General features: G+C 60.5%; 21 protein-coding genes. 16 read left to right on the top strand and 5 right to left on the bottom strand.

The features are described 5' to 3' along the window. Positions 1 to 233, top strand: a 233-nt coding sequence (locus GOB87_RS16655; protein ID WP_206752348.1) for a hypothetical protein, incomplete at its 5' end; no start/stop codon positions are given. A 100-nt stretch (positions 234 to 333) separates the two neighbouring features. Further along, positions 334 to 1935: a B12-binding domain-containing radical SAM protein gene (locus GOB87_RS14980; RefSeq protein WP_166318572.1), complete on the top strand. Its 1602-nt coding sequence runs from the start codon at positions 334 to 336 to the stop codon at positions 1933 to 1935. 153 nt (positions 1936 to 2088) lie between these two features. Here GOB87_RS14980 and tnpC read toward each other — a convergent pair whose 3' ends face one another. From tnpC to tnpA, 3 genes are all read right to left on the bottom strand, one after another. Beyond that, positions 2089 to 3615, bottom strand: a complete 1527-nt coding sequence (gene tnpC, locus GOB87_RS14975) for an IS66 family transposase (RefSeq protein WP_166318570.1) — start codon at positions 3613 to 3615, stop codon at positions 2089 to 2091. 73 nt (positions 3616 to 3688) lie between these two features. After that, positions 3689 to 4051, bottom strand: a complete 363-nt coding sequence (gene tnpB, locus GOB87_RS14970) for an IS66 family insertion sequence element accessory protein TnpB (protein WP_166318568.1) — start codon at positions 4049 to 4051, stop codon at positions 3689 to 3691. Then, a complete protein-coding gene (gene tnpA / locus GOB87_RS14965; protein ID WP_166318565.1) occupies positions 4048 to 4692 on the bottom strand; it encodes an IS66 family insertion sequence element accessory protein TnpA in 645 nt (214 codons plus the stop codon). Before tnpA ends, tnpB begins: the two co-directional genes overlap by 4 nt. A 285-nt stretch (positions 4693 to 4977) precedes the next feature. Between tnpA and GOB87_RS14960 the strand changes: the two genes are divergently transcribed. The 4 genes from GOB87_RS14960 to GOB87_RS14945 all read left to right on the top strand — a co-directional run bounded on the left by GOB87_RS14960 (position 4978) and on the right by GOB87_RS14945 (position 7147). Further along, the gene (locus tag GOB87_RS14960) at positions 4978 to 5676 is read left to right on the top strand and encodes an LPD29 domain-containing protein (RefSeq protein WP_166318562.1); all 699 of its coding nucleotides are present in this window, start codon (positions 4978 to 4980) and stop codon (positions 5674 to 5676) included. Between the two features lie 47 nt (positions 5677 to 5723). Continuing rightward, entirely contained in the window at positions 5724 to 6125 is a 402-nt protein-coding gene (locus tag GOB87_RS14955) for a DUF6876 family protein (protein ID WP_242006500.1), read from the top strand. A gap of 67 nt (positions 6126 to 6192) precedes the next feature. Further along, positions 6193 to 6801, top strand: a complete 609-nt coding sequence (locus GOB87_RS14950; protein ID WP_166318559.1) for a hypothetical protein — start codon at positions 6193 to 6195, stop codon at positions 6799 to 6801. 13 nt (positions 6802 to 6814) lie between these two features. Then, the gene (locus tag GOB87_RS14945; protein WP_166318556.1) at positions 6815 to 7147 is read left to right on the top strand and encodes a hypothetical protein; all 333 of its coding nucleotides are present in this window, start codon (positions 6815 to 6817) and stop codon (positions 7145 to 7147) included. Positions 7148 to 7183: 36 nt separating this feature from the next. Here the strand turns inward: GOB87_RS14945 and GOB87_RS14940 are convergent, their stop codons facing one another. Then, positions 7184 to 8134, bottom strand: coding sequence for a hypothetical protein (locus GOB87_RS14940; RefSeq protein WP_166318553.1), 951 nt, complete (start codon positions 8132 to 8134; stop codon positions 7184 to 7186). A gap of 332 nt (positions 8135 to 8466) precedes the next feature. Between GOB87_RS14940 and GOB87_RS14935 the strand changes: the two genes are divergently transcribed. From GOB87_RS14935 to GOB87_RS14910, 6 genes are all read left to right on the top strand, one after another. Continuing rightward, positions 8467 to 8835 (top strand): hypothetical protein, encoded by a 369-nt coding sequence (locus GOB87_RS14935; protein WP_166318550.1) that lies wholly within the window; start codon positions 8467 to 8469, stop codon positions 8833 to 8835. Further along, positions 8736 to 9806: a phosphoadenosine phosphosulfate reductase domain-containing protein gene (locus GOB87_RS14930; RefSeq protein ID WP_166318547.1), complete on the top strand. Its 1071-nt coding sequence runs from the start codon at positions 8736 to 8738 to the stop codon at positions 9804 to 9806. Before GOB87_RS14935 ends, GOB87_RS14930 begins: the two co-directional genes overlap by 100 nt. A 75-nt stretch (positions 9807 to 9881) precedes the next feature. Continuing rightward, positions 9882 to 10265 (top strand): DUF5983 family protein, encoded by a 384-nt coding sequence (locus GOB87_RS14925; protein ID WP_166318544.1) that lies wholly within the window; start codon positions 9882 to 9884, stop codon positions 10263 to 10265. A gap of 198 nt (positions 10266 to 10463) precedes the next feature. After that, positions 10464 to 10619 carry a hypothetical protein gene (locus GOB87_RS14920; RefSeq protein WP_166318541.1) on the top strand — a complete coding sequence of 52 codons (156 nt, stop codon included), beginning with the start codon at positions 10464 to 10466 and terminating at the stop codon, positions 10617 to 10619. A 64-nt stretch (positions 10620 to 10683) separates the two neighbouring features. Continuing rightward, positions 10684 to 11073: a hypothetical protein gene (locus tag GOB87_RS14915; RefSeq protein ID WP_166318539.1), complete on the top strand. Its 390-nt coding sequence runs from the start codon at positions 10684 to 10686 to the stop codon at positions 11071 to 11073. Next, positions 11070 to 11576, top strand: a complete 507-nt coding sequence (locus GOB87_RS14910; RefSeq protein ID WP_166318537.1) for a hypothetical protein — start codon at positions 11070 to 11072, stop codon at positions 11574 to 11576. Before GOB87_RS14915 ends, GOB87_RS14910 begins: the two co-directional genes overlap by 4 nt. On the opposite strand, the gene GOB87_RS14905 is transcribed toward GOB87_RS14910, so the two are convergent. Continuing rightward, positions 11573 to 12079: a hypothetical protein gene (locus GOB87_RS14905; protein WP_166318535.1), complete on the bottom strand. Its 507-nt coding sequence runs from the start codon at positions 12077 to 12079 to the stop codon at positions 11573 to 11575. The genes GOB87_RS14910 and GOB87_RS14905 overlap by 4 nt on opposite strands. A 342-nt stretch (positions 12080 to 12421) precedes the next feature. On the opposite strand from GOB87_RS14905, the gene GOB87_RS14900 reads away from it, so the two are divergent. The 4 genes from GOB87_RS14900 to GOB87_RS14885 all read left to right on the top strand — a co-directional run bounded on the left by GOB87_RS14900 (position 12422) and on the right by GOB87_RS14885 (position 14316). Continuing rightward, a complete protein-coding gene (locus GOB87_RS14900; protein ID WP_166318533.1) occupies positions 12422 to 12769 on the top strand; it encodes a single-stranded DNA-binding protein in 348 nt (115 codons plus the stop codon). 62 nt (positions 12770 to 12831) lie between these two features. Further along, the gene (locus tag GOB87_RS14895; RefSeq protein WP_166318531.1) at positions 12832 to 13098 is read left to right on the top strand and encodes a hypothetical protein; all 267 of its coding nucleotides are present in this window, start codon (positions 12832 to 12834) and stop codon (positions 13096 to 13098) included. Next, positions 13095 to 13412: an antitoxin VbhA family protein gene (locus GOB87_RS14890; protein ID WP_166318529.1), complete on the top strand. Its 318-nt coding sequence runs from the start codon at positions 13095 to 13097 to the stop codon at positions 13410 to 13412. The genes GOB87_RS14895 and GOB87_RS14890 overlap by 4 nt, the downstream gene beginning before the upstream one ends. After that, a complete protein-coding gene (locus tag GOB87_RS14885; RefSeq protein WP_166318527.1) occupies positions 13402 to 14316 on the top strand; it encodes a Fic family protein in 915 nt (304 codons plus the stop codon). Before GOB87_RS14890 ends, GOB87_RS14885 begins: the two co-directional genes overlap by 11 nt. Positions 14317 to 14419: the final 103 nt, after the last annotated feature.

The raw sequence follows: 14419 nt of genomic DNA, 5'->3' as shown, positions 1-14419 counted from the left end.
TCTGCTCAAAACGCAGACTGGACGCCATCGCAAAAACCGTCAATCAAATCGCCAAAACCCAGAAATTACCGGCCAAGCACATCAATCAAGGGTTCTTCGATCCCTCCATCTATAAAGGGTCATTCCCTTGTCCGAAGGGTCACATGCCGATCCTTCGCCGGGAAGCTGCCGTGCAGAGCTTCCTTGGTCGACGCCATCAGGGAAAAGGTACATTCTGCATATCCCTTTCCTGAAACCAAACAAGGCCCGATTGTGGTCCGGCACGCTTTCGATCAAGGCGATGGTCTTCCGCCCTGATCGCGATCAGCTGTTTTATCTGAGGATTTCTCCTTGATGACCGACATCTGCAAGATCCTGATGATCTTTCCGCTTTTCAACTCAGGTTCGTTCTGGAACTACAAGGAAGCCTGTGAACTGACAGGTGCACGCTACCCGGCTGCGCCCCTCGGTCTGATCACCGTGGCTGCCATGCTTCCGGAGAGCTGGGAAGTCAGACTGGTCAATCGCAATACGGAACTTCTGACGGAAGAAGACTTCGCGTGGGCGGATATGGTGATGACCGGGGGAATGCTCCCGCAGAGAAACGACGCCCTGCATATCATCGACACATGCCGGGCCAGAGGTAAGCCTGTAGTGGTTGGCGGACCGGACGTCACATCCAGCCCGCCTGTCTATAAGGCCGCAAATTTTCAGGTTCTCGGGGAAGCTGAAGAGATCATGGTCAATTTCATCTCTGCGTGGCGAAGCGGCGCCAGGGAGGGAGTGTTTGAAGCGCCTATGGGTAAGACGGACGTCACGAAAAGTCCTCTGCCGCGCTTTGATCTGCTGAAGCTGAATCAGTATCTGCATGTCGGAATTCAGTTCTCGCGCGGATGCCCGTTCAGCTGCGAATTCTGCGACATCATCGAACTGTATGGCCGCGTGCCGCGCACAAAGACGACCGAACAGGTTATGGCGGAACTGGATGCGCTCTATGCCCTCGGTTATCGCGGGCATGTCGATTTTGTCGATGACAATCTGATCGGCAACAAAAAGGCGCTCCGGAAATTTCTGCCTGATCTGAAGCGCTGGCAGGATGAAAAGCGCTTCCCGTTCGAATTTTCGACTGAAGCATCAATCAACCTTGCTGATGATGCCGAACTGCTGAAAGACCTTGCCGACAGCAATTTCTTCGCCGTCTTCGTCGGGATCGAAAGCCCCGACACAGACACGTTGGTCATGACACAGAAAAAGCAGAATACCCGCCGGAGCCTGCAGCAAAGCATCGAGACCATTCATGGCGCCGGAATTTTTGTGAATGCCGGTTTCATTGTGGGTTTCGACAGTGAAAAAGGTAGTGTCGCTTCCGGCATGATCGAGTGCATCGAAGACACGTCGATCCCTGTCTGCATGGTCGGCCTGCTTTATGCTCTGCCGACCACGCAGCTTACACGCCGACTGCTGGCCGAAGGTCGTCTCTTTCTGGATGACGGTCAGACGCAATCAGGCGACCAGTGTACGGCTGGCCTGAACTTTGAGACCAGTCGTCCACGTCGGGACGTGTTGGACGATTACAGGACTGTGCTCAAGACAATTTATGAGCCGACTGCCTATTTTGGCCGTGTGCGCAGGCTGGGGCGTATGCTCAAACGCAAACGCGCGCATCGGATGATCAAGGGGGATCTTCGCAGCTTCTTCCGGCTACTCTTCCGCATCCATCGTGCTAGCCCGGGCACGGCTGGGCAATTCTGGCGTATGCTGGTCGACTGCGCCGTGCATAACCCAAAAGCACTGCCTTACGTGGTCATGACCAGCGCGTTGTATCTGCATCTTGGACCGTTTGCACGGCAGGTCGTCGAAGAGATTGATCAGGAAATCGCCAAGCTCGATCAGGGGCTCTGGCAAGCCCCACTACTCCGGGAGAAGCCTGTCGAAATAGTGCTTCAGCCTGCCTGATTACGCTGCGAATTCCTGTTGTTCAGAGAGTTATCTGAGCGCAGATGCTGGTTCTGAATCAATATGGGGCACCATCTGTCCAGTGATGCTCCTCAGAAATAAGATCGAAACTCTATCTTTGCGTCTGTAAAACTGACAGTCAGCTATCCCCCCTTACCTGACCGGCAGGAGTTCTCCGAGACGGCTTGCGGGAAACCCTGCGACCATGGTTTCGAGGGTATCCCGCAGCCATTGAAATGGCTCAATCCCGTTAAGTTTTGCCGTTTCAATCAGTGAAGCCGCAATCGCCCAGCGATCAGCCCCGCCTTCACTCCCTGCGAACAGTGCATTCTTGCGCCCGAGCGCCACAGGACGAATAACCCGTTCAACCGGATTGGTGTCGAGGTCAATACGACCATCGTCGATGAACCGCTTCAGGTCATCCCAGCGGTTCAGGGTATAGCGGATCGCTTCGGCCAGCTTGCTGCGTGTCGGCAGAAACGGAAGTTTTCCGCTGAGCAATTTGTGGAGTGCCGTGACAAGATCCTGGCTGCGTTCCTGCCTTACGACCCGCCGATGGTCGGGCGGCAAACCACGGATCCGTTCCTCAATCTGATAAAGCTCCCGGATACGAGACAGGATTTCGGTCGCTATCGGTGACCCTGCCTGATGCAGTTCGTAGAATTTACGGCGCGTGTGCGACCAGCACGCCGCAATCCTGATACTGCCGTCATGGGTGAGAGGCGTGAAGCCAGCATAACCATCCACCTGCAGAATACCCTGATAACCGGCGAGATGGCGGGCTGGCCACGCAGCGCTACGATCTGGCGTGGCGTAAAATACAACGGCAGGGGCGGTTGTGCCGCCAAAATCACGGTCATCGCGGGCATAGGCCCAGAGCCGACCGGTGCGGGTGCGTCTCCGACCGGGATCAAGGACCGGCAACGGCGTGTCATCGGCGAAGATACGCTCACCAGAGCAGACATGCGACATCAGCATGTGACGGAGCGGTGCCAGCCACCATGCGGCAGCCCGGATCCAGTCGGCCAGAGTGGACCGCGCCAGTTCAAGACCATATCGGGCAAAAATGCGGCTCTGTCGATAAAGAGGCAGATGATCGCAGTATCGGCTGGTCAGCACATGGGCGACCAGAGCGGGCGTTGCGCTGCAACCCTCAGCAATCCTCTCTGGCGCCGCCGCCTGATGGAGTGTGCCACAGGCCCGGCACGCACATTTGGGTCGGTTGATCCGCACCACCCTGACTGACGCTGGCACCCAGTCGAGCATTTCACTTGTGGTTGTCCCCGCGTCATGCAGCGATCCGCCGCAGTCCGGACAGACCGTGACATCAGGAGCAATCGTCACGTCGGAGCGAGAAAGATGATCCGGCAGTGACTTGCGGTGAGGTTGTTTGACGAATGATGATCTGGCGGAATCTGGGGAGATACGACTCAGCCCGTCATCGTTTGTTTGCTCATCAATAATGGTTTCAACACCAGTTTTAGTGTCGAGGATCAACGGGAGCTGGTCGGGCTCGATGGTTTCAGCGCTACGGCCAAACCGTGCACGTCGAAATTCCCGGATGATCTGTTGAAGCCGTTCTATCTCGATCTGCCCCTCATCCAGCGCATCTGCCAGATCCCGCACCATCCCCTGCAGGGTGATCGGGTCCAGAGGCAGATTATCGAGAGCGATCTTCATGGTCCTGATAATGCCGGACCGGCGTGGGCAGTACAAGGAAAATCGGTGCGACCGGCATTCCCATGCTTCCATTTTATCCTGCTACCATCAGGCGACGTGAAGGAACCGGATTACGCCAGTCCAGCCCTTCCAGAAGCATCGACAACTGTGCCGAGGTCAGGAAGATGCTCGCCGGTCCGTCAGGTGATGGACGTGTCACGGGCCAGGTAAACGCGCCGGAATCCAGCCGCTTCTGATAGAGGCAGAGGCCATTGCCGTCGTGGTAAAGGATTTTGACGGTTCCAGCCTTTCGCCCACGAAAAACGAAGACGTGGCCGCTGAACGGATCGGCACGCAGTATTTCCTGAATCATGAGGGCGAGAGAGTCCATTCCCTTGCGCAGATCGGTGTAGCCCAGTGCGACATGGATCCGCACGTTGGGAGGCAGGCTGATCATGGTGAAGTGTCCAGCGCATTGATCAGGCACACGGCGTCAGCGAGACCGACACCATCCGGAAAGCGCAGGGTCCGCCCATTGTTCAGAACGATCTCCAGAGATCGGAATATCGCGTTGGGTCTCTCGGGAGGTCTGTTCGAAATCGGAGAAGTCACGACGGGATCAGAGATCTGAACGTCTGCAAAGGCCGCTTCCCTGCTCAGGGGCGCGTCGGGTCGTTCCTGAAGTTGTGTGGAAAACTGGTGATACCAGCGATAGAGGACGCTCGGCGTCAGATGATTCAGCCGGGCGTAGCGCTCAAGTGTCAGACCGGACTGTAACGCATCCTGAAGCAGCGCCAGTCTGTTCTCGTCCGTCCATCGTCTGCGCACACCTCCCTTGTTGACCAGCTCTGCCCATGACCGCGTGGTCACAGACGTCGCCTCTGGGGTCGGGCAGAGGAATTCCTCTGCCCGACCCTCTGGGACCGTGGGTTCAGCCGTGGAGATGTCTTCCCGGGAAGGAACGAAACGCGGGGTTCTAGCCCACTGACGCAAGGCTTTGGGACTGTAGCCTCGCTCCTCGCAGAATGCCTTCTGGCTCTGGCCACTCTCGGCAAAATCTGTCAGGCGCGTTCGCCACAAAGCCTCACGATCCATCATCGGTCCTTTCTCCGGTTCGGAGTCACCAATGAAGGCACAGATACCGATCAAACGCAGCGTGTCAGATCCGGACGCTTACAAAGCAGAAAAGCAAAGGAAGGAGAAGAAGGAGGGAAGGGGGCGCCACAGTCCGGTGTCCTCCACAAACGGTGGGTTCTCGCCATGCTCGCCCGCTGCGCGGCCTGCGCGTGGCTCCGATCCCGGCGCTGCGCGCCGCGTCTGCTCCGGCCCCCGGCCCATGGCCGCTGGGGAGGTATCAGGAAAAGATGCTGGAAGGAGCACAGAATGTCGGTATCGGAAAACCCCGTGGTGGTGGGCACCATGGTCTCCACGATCCTCTACAATCGCGGACGCGGCTACGTGAAGGCCGTGCATGGGGAGGCTGGTCGTCAACCGGTTCGCGCGCTTTCACGGAACTCGATCATGACGGGCGGCTCGGCCAGCTACGACATCGTGTTTCTCGGCGGAGAGCGCAGCCTGCGTCTTCCCGAGGCGATCCTGCGCGGCGTGCAGTGGACGGTGTATGCGCGCGAGGACGGGTTTGCCGATGCTGACGAACTGGCGCGTCTGGACACGCTGGCGGAAGCTCGCGAGGCGGAGAAACGCCGCAGGCAAGCCGAAGACAAAGCCGCGTTCGACGCCGAGGTGGCGCGCCTGCGGGCCGATCCGGAGCTTGCCCGTCTCAAGCAGGGCGACGAGGGGAGCGGCACGCTCGCTGCGGCCAATCTGCGCGTGCTGTTGAAGAAGCACTGGCCAAAGACCCCCTTTTCGGTCCGCAAGCGCCATTACGGCAGTCTGAGTGTGAGCTGGGAGCGCGGGCCTGCGGAAGCGGACGTCAAAGAGATCACCGACCGCTTCAGAGGCTCGGGATACGATCTCATGAACGACTGCGGCACCGTCGTCACGACGCCGTGGAACACGGTGTTCGGGCACGCCGACTACATCAGCCTCTACCGCGATCCCAACGCGCCGGTCGCAGACTGAGCGCGTTCCTCAATCCTTAAAACCTGTTTTTGCTACGGAGAGTTTCCATGTTTGAAACGCTGACCTCGACGCACGCCATCAACCGTAACGATCTGGCACAGTTCACGGGCACGACGCAGTATTACCGCTGGTTTGGCGGCCTGGTGCTGACCGATGGCGCTCAGTTTCTCGCCCGCAACGGCGCCGGGTGGCTGATGGACGTGCTGGCAAGCGTGCAGTCCCTGCCGGCCGTGCGCGCCGAAGAGCGGCAGTTCTGGACGCTGAGCGTCGATCTGGAACAGCACAGTGGCGTGGTTGTCTGCACGGACGGCGGCAAGAGTGGTCAGCCGGAGCGCGAACTTTACCGTCAGGAGATCGAATACACCGATTTCCCGCTCACCGAGATCAAGCTGTTCGCCTTCAGCGAGGCGGGCCTTGGCCGCGTGGTGCTTTTGCCCAGCGAATACTGACATCGCCGCCTTCTTTCGTCTGTCCCGGCCGCCCTCAAGGCGGCTTTTTCGTTTCTGGAGACCCGACATGCCGCGTTTCACACTGACTGCCCTGCCTGTCTATCGCCTCGTTCTACCCCACGGCTCGATCCTCAAGAGCGCCGGTGACACCGAACTGGATCGGCCCACCGTCATCGTCGCCGACGATGTGGCCGAGGTTGCGCGCAAGGTGCAGGAGTATGGCGAAACGGTCACCCGTCAAGCACCGCGATGCTCGTTCGGAATCGTCATCGGCTGCGAGCGCGGTGTGAGCAAACCCACGGGGTTTGAGACCGCCCGACGGCACCATCAGCTCAATCTGGAGCGCTGGACCCACGTGATCCATCCTGAACCGCGTGGGCATGACGGTGAGCCCGGCGTGCGGATGTGGGGCAGCGGCGAGACGCCGTTCCAGATCGACGGGCAGACGCCCTTCTGGTGGCCAGCGCAGAGCGACGAATTTGTCACTCCTGCTCAGGGCCACCTAGGGTTCTACGGATGGCTCCGCGCGGCCAATGCGGCCGTGCAGCGCAAGACCCACGGCACGCGGATGTTACTGAACTTCGCTCGTGCGGGGACGTTACGTGTGGGCTATGACGGGCATGAACATCCTTACGACGTGGTGGAAGCGTTTCAGCTCCACACCGAGACCGCGTGAGGGAGCGATCGAGATGACCGATGCTCCCCCGATCATGCGCCGTAAGATCGGGCGCCATATTGTCGAGACCTGTGTGCGACCCGATGGCACCGTGCTGCTTCGGACGCCCGAAATCTACCCGCTCAACGCCCGGGGCTGGCGCGAACCGTATCCGGACATGAAGACAGCGCTTGCGGATTTTGCCGCGCGCACTGCCATTCCGAAGATCACCCGCCCGCGGCTGGCGCAGTTGCGCCGCCACGGTTTTGCGGGGGATGTCTGTGGCAAGGAGATGATTACCCGTCTTGATCCTTGGACGGGTGCCACGACACTGAGCGAGTACGAACTGGTGGAGGAGACCGGCTAGACAGGAACAAAAAGTTTGGAGCTAATGCTCAACCTGTCAGGAGGTCGCGCCCGTGGACGCCGCTTTCTTTTTCTGGAGCGCTAAAAGGTTTTCCAGTTCTCCTCCTAGGCCTTTCATCCACGGCTCTGCTAGCAAATCTTCTTTTGTCCACACTGACGGATTATTCGACTTCATGGTTTTCATCCCTTGAAGAATCAGCTTCACAATCGAGAAGGGACTAGCTTGGTCGGTATCGTTTGGAAGGCTCGATTTTCCGAATTCGTCTTCATAGACGAGCTCGGCAGAAGCTCGGCTAAATACCCAGGAGATTGACCCTTTTTCGTAATCGCTCGCTTTATCGAGAAAATTGACATCGGCTTGAGCCCGGGCGGAACTGTTTCCAAGGAACGGATCAATAAATTTAGATTTTAAGTCATTCGGACCTTCATAGAGCCCCATAGCGAACCCTTCCTGGTCGATCATAAAGGATTGAGCTATATTCTGCTCGTCTTTGGTGAATAATCCATCTTCATTTGTAGCAACGGCAGTCAACGCACTTCTGTCGAGACCAGACATCAATGTATCTTCGTCCACACCACCTTCGCTATTTATATCATAAGGTTTTCCACTGGCCGTCATAGAGGCATATTCTGCATCCATGCTGGCGCGAGCTGCTTTGGCGATTTCATCGGGAGAGAGTCCGGTTGAAATCGTCGTGGCTCCCGGATCCACAATAGCGGCAGCAAGAGTGCTCGCGGTACCGTCACGGGTCGGAAAGAATTGTGCGTAATAAGCAACCTGTCCGTCGGAGACGGTGGCGGACGTCTGCGAAAGCTTTGTGGTTGCTTCGGTTGAGAGCGTAATCGTGACGCTTTCATCAGAACTTTTTTGGCGGCTTACAGTCGTGCCTGAAGCCTGTTCTGAAGATGTGGCCGTATCCTGACTTCCGTAGAGGGATCGCATGGAGTCGGCGATGGAATGGGATGTAGCTGAAATAATTGATGTCATTGAGGGACACTCCTGAACGGCGTCGGCATGTCCTTACTACCCCGCCTTCCCTGTTTGTACGGGTGACGTGCTCCAAGTTACGGATCGTAACAGTAAACAAGATTATTTTGCTAAAGCGTTAATACGCGTTGATTTTTTGGAGCGGGCAAAAGGCTGGGATCGTAACAAAAAGGATAAAGCAGGGAAGGGAGCGGCCAGAAGCATCCGTCCGCGTCAAGCGGTGGCTCCGCACCGCGCTTGCGCGCGCTTTGCGGTGCCGGCGCAGGCGCCGCGCCTGACCCGGCCAGCCGCTCCCGGCCTGCGGGGAAGCATTCAGAGAGGAGAATGTTTCCATGGCATACGCGGCCTCATCCACACGTCCCCGTAGCGTTACCTTCCGCAAGCCCACACGCTGGATCTGCACATCCGAGCCGGTGCAGTGTCACCGCTGCGGGATGGAATGGGAGCATGGCGACCCGGCGCTGACACTGCCCTGCGCGGGCTGTGGCGCGGACGCGGGCGAGCCGTGCCAGCGCCGCTCGGGCGGCAATGAAACCGTGTGCATCAAACGGGATCGGGCCGCCGAGGCGGCCGGACTGCTGCGCCCGTGCGAGCGTCTGACATGGGACGGGCGGCACACCAAGCCGCTGCGCCTGTCAGGCGTGCCTCTGCCGCACATGCTGCCGGTCCTCACGGGTGCGCCCGTGAGCCGGGTGCTGTGAGCGGCCCGGATCTGGCGAGCTATGACCACATCATCGTCGCCTGTTCCTTCGGTAAGGATTCCCTGGCCTGCACGCTGCATCTTCTCGAATGCGGCGTGCCGCCCGAGCGTATCGAGTGGTGGCACCATCTGGTCGATGACGAGGCCGACGTGTTCGACTGGCCGCACGTCACCGATTATGGCCGCCATCTCGCCGACGCACTGGGCGTAAAACTATATTTCTCGGCCCGTCAGGGCGGGATCGTGCGCGAGATGTTGCGCGAGGACGCGCCAACCGCGCCGGTCTGGTTCGACACGCCCGAGGGGCGCGTGACGATGGGCGGGCACGGCCCGCGCAACACGCGCCGACGCTTTCCCCAGGTCTCGGCGAACTTGTCGGTGCGCTGGTGCTCGCCCTACGCCAAGATCATGGTCGCCGACACGGCGCTGCGCAATCAGGCGCGGTTTCACCACGCGCGCACACTGTTCGTGACCGGTGAGCGGGCCGCTGAATCCGCCAACCGCGCCCGCTATGCGGCCTTCGAACCGCACCGCTCGGATCTGCGGGATGGACGCGCGCGGCGTCACGTCGATCACTACCGGCCGGTGCATGGCTGGAGCGAGGCCGAGGTGTGGGAGTGCCTGCGCCGCCACGGGGTGATCGCACCTTTGCCCTATCGGCTGGGTTTCGGTCGGCTGTCGTGTCTGACGTGCATTTTCATGTCGGCCAACCAGGCGGCGACGCTGCGCTACATGGATGGCCAACGCTTTGCCGGTTTGTGCGCGTGGGAGCGCGCGTTTGGCTGCACGATCCGCCGCGATCGCGATCTCTGGGCGCTTGCCGATACGGGCGAGGCGTTCGCACCTGTGCTGGCGAGGCCGGATCTGGTGCGTCGCGCGCTCTCGCGCCGCTGGCGCGGACCGGTGCTTTGCGCCCCCTCACACTGGCAGATGCCTGCGGGCGCGTTCGGCGAGAATGCCGGACCGGTGTGACAGTTTCTGACACACCCTGCATCGCTGCTGCCGATTTTTCGGAAAAACGCTGCACAGTCGCACGAACAGGACGGAGTGTGTGGCGCTGATCTCTCACTACCACGCTCAAACGAGTCTGTCATGCCCGATACCGCCACGGTCGTTTCTCTTCCGGTTGCCCGTCAGCCACGCAATATGCGGCGCGTGCTCGATCTGAGCACGGCGCATCTGGATCGCGGCGACACGCTGGAGTTTGAGGAATACCTCGTCACCAAGGGCCAGAGCGGCTCCATGCCCTGCCTGTCCGGCCCCTATGGCTGGCTCGTCTCGGTGCCCGACGAGCTGGAGAGCATCCATGACGACGCCTCGCCTGGGCTCTACGCCATCCTTGCCTACGCCAAGGAGGCCGGATGTGACTGGGTGCTGTTCGACCGCGACGGCGACATCGACGATCGGTTTCCGGTGCAGTGGCAGGACTGAGAGATAAGGAAAAGACTGAAAGGGAGGAGAAGAAAGACAAGCGGGAGAAGGCCGCACCAGGCCTTGCCGTCCAATGCAAAGCGTGGCTCCTCGCCGCGCTGCGCGCGCCTGCGGTGCCGACGCGATGCGTCGGCTTTGCATTGGCCGTCGACGCCCGGTTGCGCGGGAAGGGTCCAGAGAAAACAAGGGGGCCGCACCATGTCCAAGCGCAGCTTTCCCATCACACGCAACGATGCGCGAGAAATCATCTTCGGCGTCATGGGCTTCATGCTCTTCATGGGGCTGGTCACGGTCCTGATCGTGGGACCGGGCTTTTTTCTCCCCGACATCGACGACCTCATCAGCCTCCTGTGAGGCCCGCACCGTCCGTCCGTTTCGACCGCCCTTGAGGCGGTCTTTGTGTTTCAGGAGAGTTCCGATGTTGCGTCAGTATCATACCTCGCCCTTTCAGGGCGGGCACAATCCGCTGCGTGTCGGCACCGTCGCGCTGGGTTCGATCTTTCGCTTTCCAAGCCCTCGTTCCGGTCATCCTTACCGCACGGTGCCGTGGATCGTGGAAGGGTTCTGCAATGGCACCCTGGCGGCCGCCGTGCGCAATCCGGTCACGGGTTTCTGGGAGGATCGTTATATCAGCGGGCGCTCGCATCTCGCTCTGGTGCGATGCCTTGCCAACGACAAGCGCTCACGGATTTCGGTGCGGATGCTGGCGCAGATGGAAGATGAGGAGATGGGTGGCGGTCGCTATCCCGATCTGCCCGACGTGACGCGCTTTCATAACTGGTATCGCAACCGGAGCCGGGTGGCATGAGCGCGGCCCCGATCCTGTGCGAGCGCCTGCGCTCGCCGCCTCTCGTGGCGGAGCAGTTCACGCCCACCACGTGGAGTAGCGCGGCTGACAAAGCCCGGATCGGCAACGCCATCCTGCGTTTTCTCGCGCAGGGCATGCCGGCCGAGAAGTTCAACAAGGCGCTGTATGGGCGCGTGTCCCAGATGTGGAGCCATATTGCTCACTTCAATTCTCTGGGCTTCAGATCAGCATGGTTTGCAAGCGCGAAGACCCGCCATGCGTTCCTCAAACACATGGTGGATTACCCATGCTGGGGCGATCCGGCCTTCACGTGGTCGGACGTCGAGCGCGAAATCGGCCAGCGGGTGCGCGAGAATCTTCTGGTCGAAGCCTGGGCGAAGCAGGCGCGCGACGAGGAAGAAGCCCATGAACGCGCCATGCTTGAGATGTTGATGAAAAAGCACGGCGTCGCCGCCGCTGTTCCGGTCGTCAATCGGCCCGCGATGCAGCTGGGGCTGTTTTAGGCGACGCTCAGCGCACCGTGTCCGCGCAGCGCTTCGCTGAGAAAAGCTAGTGCGGCACGCGGATATTTGCGGATCTCGATCACCGCGCCGTCCGGAACGGCCAGACGGTAGGCGCCGTGTTCGCGCGCGCAGCAGGGCGCGCCTTCGAGAAACTTCACGCCCTTGCCGGTGCGCAGCGCCTGACGCGGGCCGAAGACGCCCGCGATATGGCGACCGCCGAGAAAGATGTCGGCGTTGAACTGCCGCCAGACGGGCGCGCGAATATCGCGCTCCTCGACCTGGACATGGACGTTGCACTGATCGGCCCAGGCTTCCGGCGTGCCGTCCACGCCGTAGAGCGTGCGGCAGATCCCGCGCACGTTGTGCTCCTGATCGGCGAGAAACGTCCAGCCGACAGCCTTGCCTTGCCAGCGGCCTTTGAAACGTCGGCATTGCGTGGCCAGCTCGGGATGGAAATCCGCAAGCAGACTCACGCGATCTTTCGAGACGGTGACAACGGCCATGTCCGTTTCTCCTGAAATACCCGGTGATTCTAGGATAAATCCCTGATCTGTACAAGCGGATACACAGGGAAATGAAGAAGAAAAGCCGAAAAGCGAAGAGGAGAGCGCAGAAAAGACGCGATGCCGCACCGCCTGCCGGTCGTCGCGGTCTGACAGGGCCGTCGTCAGGCGCAATCCCCGGGCCTGCGGTCGCTCCGGCACCGTGAAGCCGCACGCGGCTTCCGCACCATGCCGGACCGAGGGAGTGCGCCTGCCGCCTGATGGCCCTGTCCGTCTGACCGCTACCGGCAGACGGTGCGGCATCGGGCCTCACCCTGTTGGAAGAAACACAGGGAGACGGCCATGTCGGACGTCGTAAACCGGATCATCCTCGTGGGGCATATCACGTGCTCTCCCGAGTTTGAGACAGAGGCGAGCGGAGAGAAGACCGCTGCGCGCTTCTGGCTTTGCACAACGTGGAACGGGACAGATCGTGAGCCTGCGCCGGGCGCTGACGTGCTTGGCTGGCATTACGTGGTCTGCACCAAACCTCACGCGCTCCGCGCCATCGAGAACCGCTGCAGAGCGGGCACGCGCGTCTATCTCGAAGGTCGCGCCCGGGCGCGCATGATTGTCGAGAACGGCCTGACGCGCGGTGTCGTCACGGATGTGACGATCGAACCTGAGAACTGTGACCTGGTCGTTCTCTGACACGCAAGAAGGGGGACCGCGCCCCGTGCGCGCTCCTTCCAATCCTGACTGGAGTAAAAATCATGATGTTATCCCCATCCTTCTCGGGTGCCCCGGTCGCGCGCCTGCAGGCCCGCGCCCTGGCCCGTCGTCTGGAAGGCGAAGCCCTGCGTATCGAAGGCAACCTCGTGCTTCCCGAGATCTCCGATCGTGCGCGCGCCCGGCTGCGCCGCACCGCCCACGAGGTGCGCCGTCGCCGTTCGGCCAAACTGCTTGAAAGCAGTCTGCGCGAGCTGGCAGGGCGTGAGGTTCTCGTTGAGCGTACGTCGCGCCGGAGTATGCGGACATGAGCGCCCTTCTTCTGGGCTCGCGCAGGACAGGACAGAAACTCTCTGGTATGATCGCCCATCTCATCAATCGAGGTGCCGTCATGACCAGACCTGCTGCCATCTCCGACGTTGAACGGGCACGCCGCGCCGAGGCAATCCGGCAGGCGACGGCGAGCGTCGCACTGGAAGGGTTTGTCCGAGACGAGACGATGCTGGCGCTCGATCAGCGCTACATCGACGGGGAACTCGACTGGGAGGCGTATCGCGAAGCGACCTTCAAGATCGTGCGTGAGGAAGCTCAGCGCCTGTATGCGGCCCGTCAGCATGTCGGCTGAGTCTCCAGAGCACAGAAAGCCGGGTCTCGACGAGAAACTGTCCACCATTCGTATTGCGGAACTTGAGCACGCGCCTTTGTATGGGACGTTTGGGTTCGATCATCTGCGGCGGACGCATGCCCATATCTTTCAGGATTTTCCGCATTTCCCCGGCCTGGTGCAGCCGGTCGAGCCGGGAAAAATCCGTGAGGACTCCCGTATCTGGATCAAGCCGCGCCATCTTGATAACACCGGTGAGCCCTATACGGTTGTATATGCCAATAGGGACGTCGCTCCGCAGACCGACGAGGCGTTGAAGACATTTCACCAGCTTGGCGGAATCAAGGAACTCGCAGGTCTCGACATCCGCGAAGCCGGAAACCGGCTCGCGGACCTCTATGCGGATCTCGATTACTGCCATCCGTTTGAAGAAGGGAACAGCCGGACCCTGCGCAGCTTTGTGCGTGCAGTCGCCCGAAAGGCGGGTTTCGATCTGGACTGGGCGGGAACCGGTGTGAGTGCCCAGAGGCGCGCGCAGCTTTATGTGGCGCGGGACGTGGCCGTCCTTGAGCGCGCTTTCCCCGGTATGACCGAGGCCCGTGCGCTCGAGGACGAGGGCATGGGCTATATGGCGTTCCAGACGCTCAAGCAGTTGCGCGAGCTTCAGGGAAAGCGCGATCTCGGGGCGATCATCTCCGCGGGTCTCACGCGGCTGGAGCCGACACCGCGCCCCGAACCTGCGCCACAGAGCGGTCAGAGCGTGTTCGGACGCATTGTGGACTCTTTCTTTCGCAAGCCTGCCGCGGACGCCCCGCAGGCGTCTTCTGGCGCGTCGCCTGAAAAAGCGCCGTCACCTGGGAACCGGGAAGATCCCAAGCCGTCCGCGCCGACACCTTCGAGCCGCTCGCCCGGACCCGGTTTCTAGAGGGTGTTATGCACTTTGCATGAGCAGGTTAGCTGCGTTTCTGAGCATGAAGCCAGCGAAGGCGATGGTGTGCATTGCAGCAAGTGTTGAGGCGCAGCGTTCG

The organism is Acetobacter estunensis (genome assembly GCF_011516945.1).
GTDB lineage: Bacteria > Pseudomonadota > Alphaproteobacteria > Acetobacterales > Acetobacteraceae > Acetobacter > Acetobacter estunensis.
The sequence above is the reverse complement of the archived record's forward strand: the minus strand, read 5'-3'. Positions and strand labels throughout refer to the sequence as shown.

Excerpts from the sequence above, each read along its gene's own strand:
- GOB87_RS14895 (WP_166318531.1), top strand. The coding sequence starts at position 12,832 with ATGATGTTATCCCCATCCTTCTCGGGTGCCCCGGTCGCGCGCCTGCAG.
- GOB87_RS14900 (WP_166318533.1), top strand. The coding sequence starts at position 12,422 with ATGTCGGACGTCGTAAACCGGATCATCCTCGTGGGGCATATCACGTGC.
- GOB87_RS14950 (WP_166318559.1), top strand. The coding sequence starts at position 6,193 with ATGCCGCGTTTCACACTGACTGCCCTGCCTGTCTATCGCCTCGTTCTA.
- GOB87_RS14920 (WP_166318541.1), top strand. The coding sequence starts at position 10,464 with ATGTCCAAGCGCAGCTTTCCCATCACACGCAACGATGCGCGAGAAATC.
- tnpB (WP_166318568.1), bottom strand. The coding sequence starts at position 4,051 with ATGATCAGCCTGCCTCCCAACGTGCGGATCCATGTCGCACTGGGCTAC.
- GOB87_RS14905 (WP_166318535.1), bottom strand. The coding sequence starts at position 12,079 with ATGGCCGTTGTCACCGTCTCGAAAGATCGCGTGAGTCTGCTTGCGGAT.
- GOB87_RS14885 (WP_166318527.1), top strand. The coding sequence starts at position 13,402 with ATGTCGGCTGAGTCTCCAGAGCACAGAAAGCCGGGTCTCGACGAGAAA.
- GOB87_RS14940 (WP_166318553.1), bottom strand. The coding sequence starts at position 8,134 with ATGACATCAATTATTTCAGCTACATCCCATTCCATCGCCGACTCCATG.
- GOB87_RS14915 (WP_166318539.1), top strand. The coding sequence starts at position 10,684 with ATGTTGCGTCAGTATCATACCTCGCCCTTTCAGGGCGGGCACAATCCG.
- GOB87_RS14910 (WP_166318537.1), top strand. The coding sequence starts at position 11,070 with ATGAGCGCGGCCCCGATCCTGTGCGAGCGCCTGCGCTCGCCGCCTCTC.
- GOB87_RS14980 (WP_166318572.1), top strand. The coding sequence starts at position 334 with ATGACCGACATCTGCAAGATCCTGATGATCTTTCCGCTTTTCAACTCA.
- GOB87_RS14960 (WP_166318562.1), top strand. The coding sequence starts at position 4,978 with ATGTCGGTATCGGAAAACCCCGTGGTGGTGGGCACCATGGTCTCCACG.
- GOB87_RS14930 (WP_166318547.1), top strand. The coding sequence starts at position 8,736 with ATGGGACGGGCGGCACACCAAGCCGCTGCGCCTGTCAGGCGTGCCTCT.
- GOB87_RS14890 (WP_166318529.1), top strand. The coding sequence starts at position 13,095 with ATGAGCGCCCTTCTTCTGGGCTCGCGCAGGACAGGACAGAAACTCTCT.
- tnpA (WP_166318565.1), bottom strand. The coding sequence starts at position 4,692 with ATGATGGATCGTGAGGCTTTGTGGCGAACGCGCCTGACAGATTTTGCC.
- GOB87_RS14945 (WP_166318556.1), top strand. The coding sequence starts at position 6,815 with ATGACCGATGCTCCCCCGATCATGCGCCGTAAGATCGGGCGCCATATT.
- tnpC (WP_166318570.1), bottom strand. The coding sequence starts at position 3,615 with ATGAAGATCGCTCTCGATAATCTGCCTCTGGACCCGATCACCCTGCAG.
- GOB87_RS14955 (WP_242006500.1), top strand. The coding sequence starts at position 5,724 with ATGTTTGAAACGCTGACCTCGACGCACGCCATCAACCGTAACGATCTG.
- GOB87_RS14935 (WP_166318550.1), top strand. The coding sequence starts at position 8,467 with ATGGCATACGCGGCCTCATCCACACGTCCCCGTAGCGTTACCTTCCGC.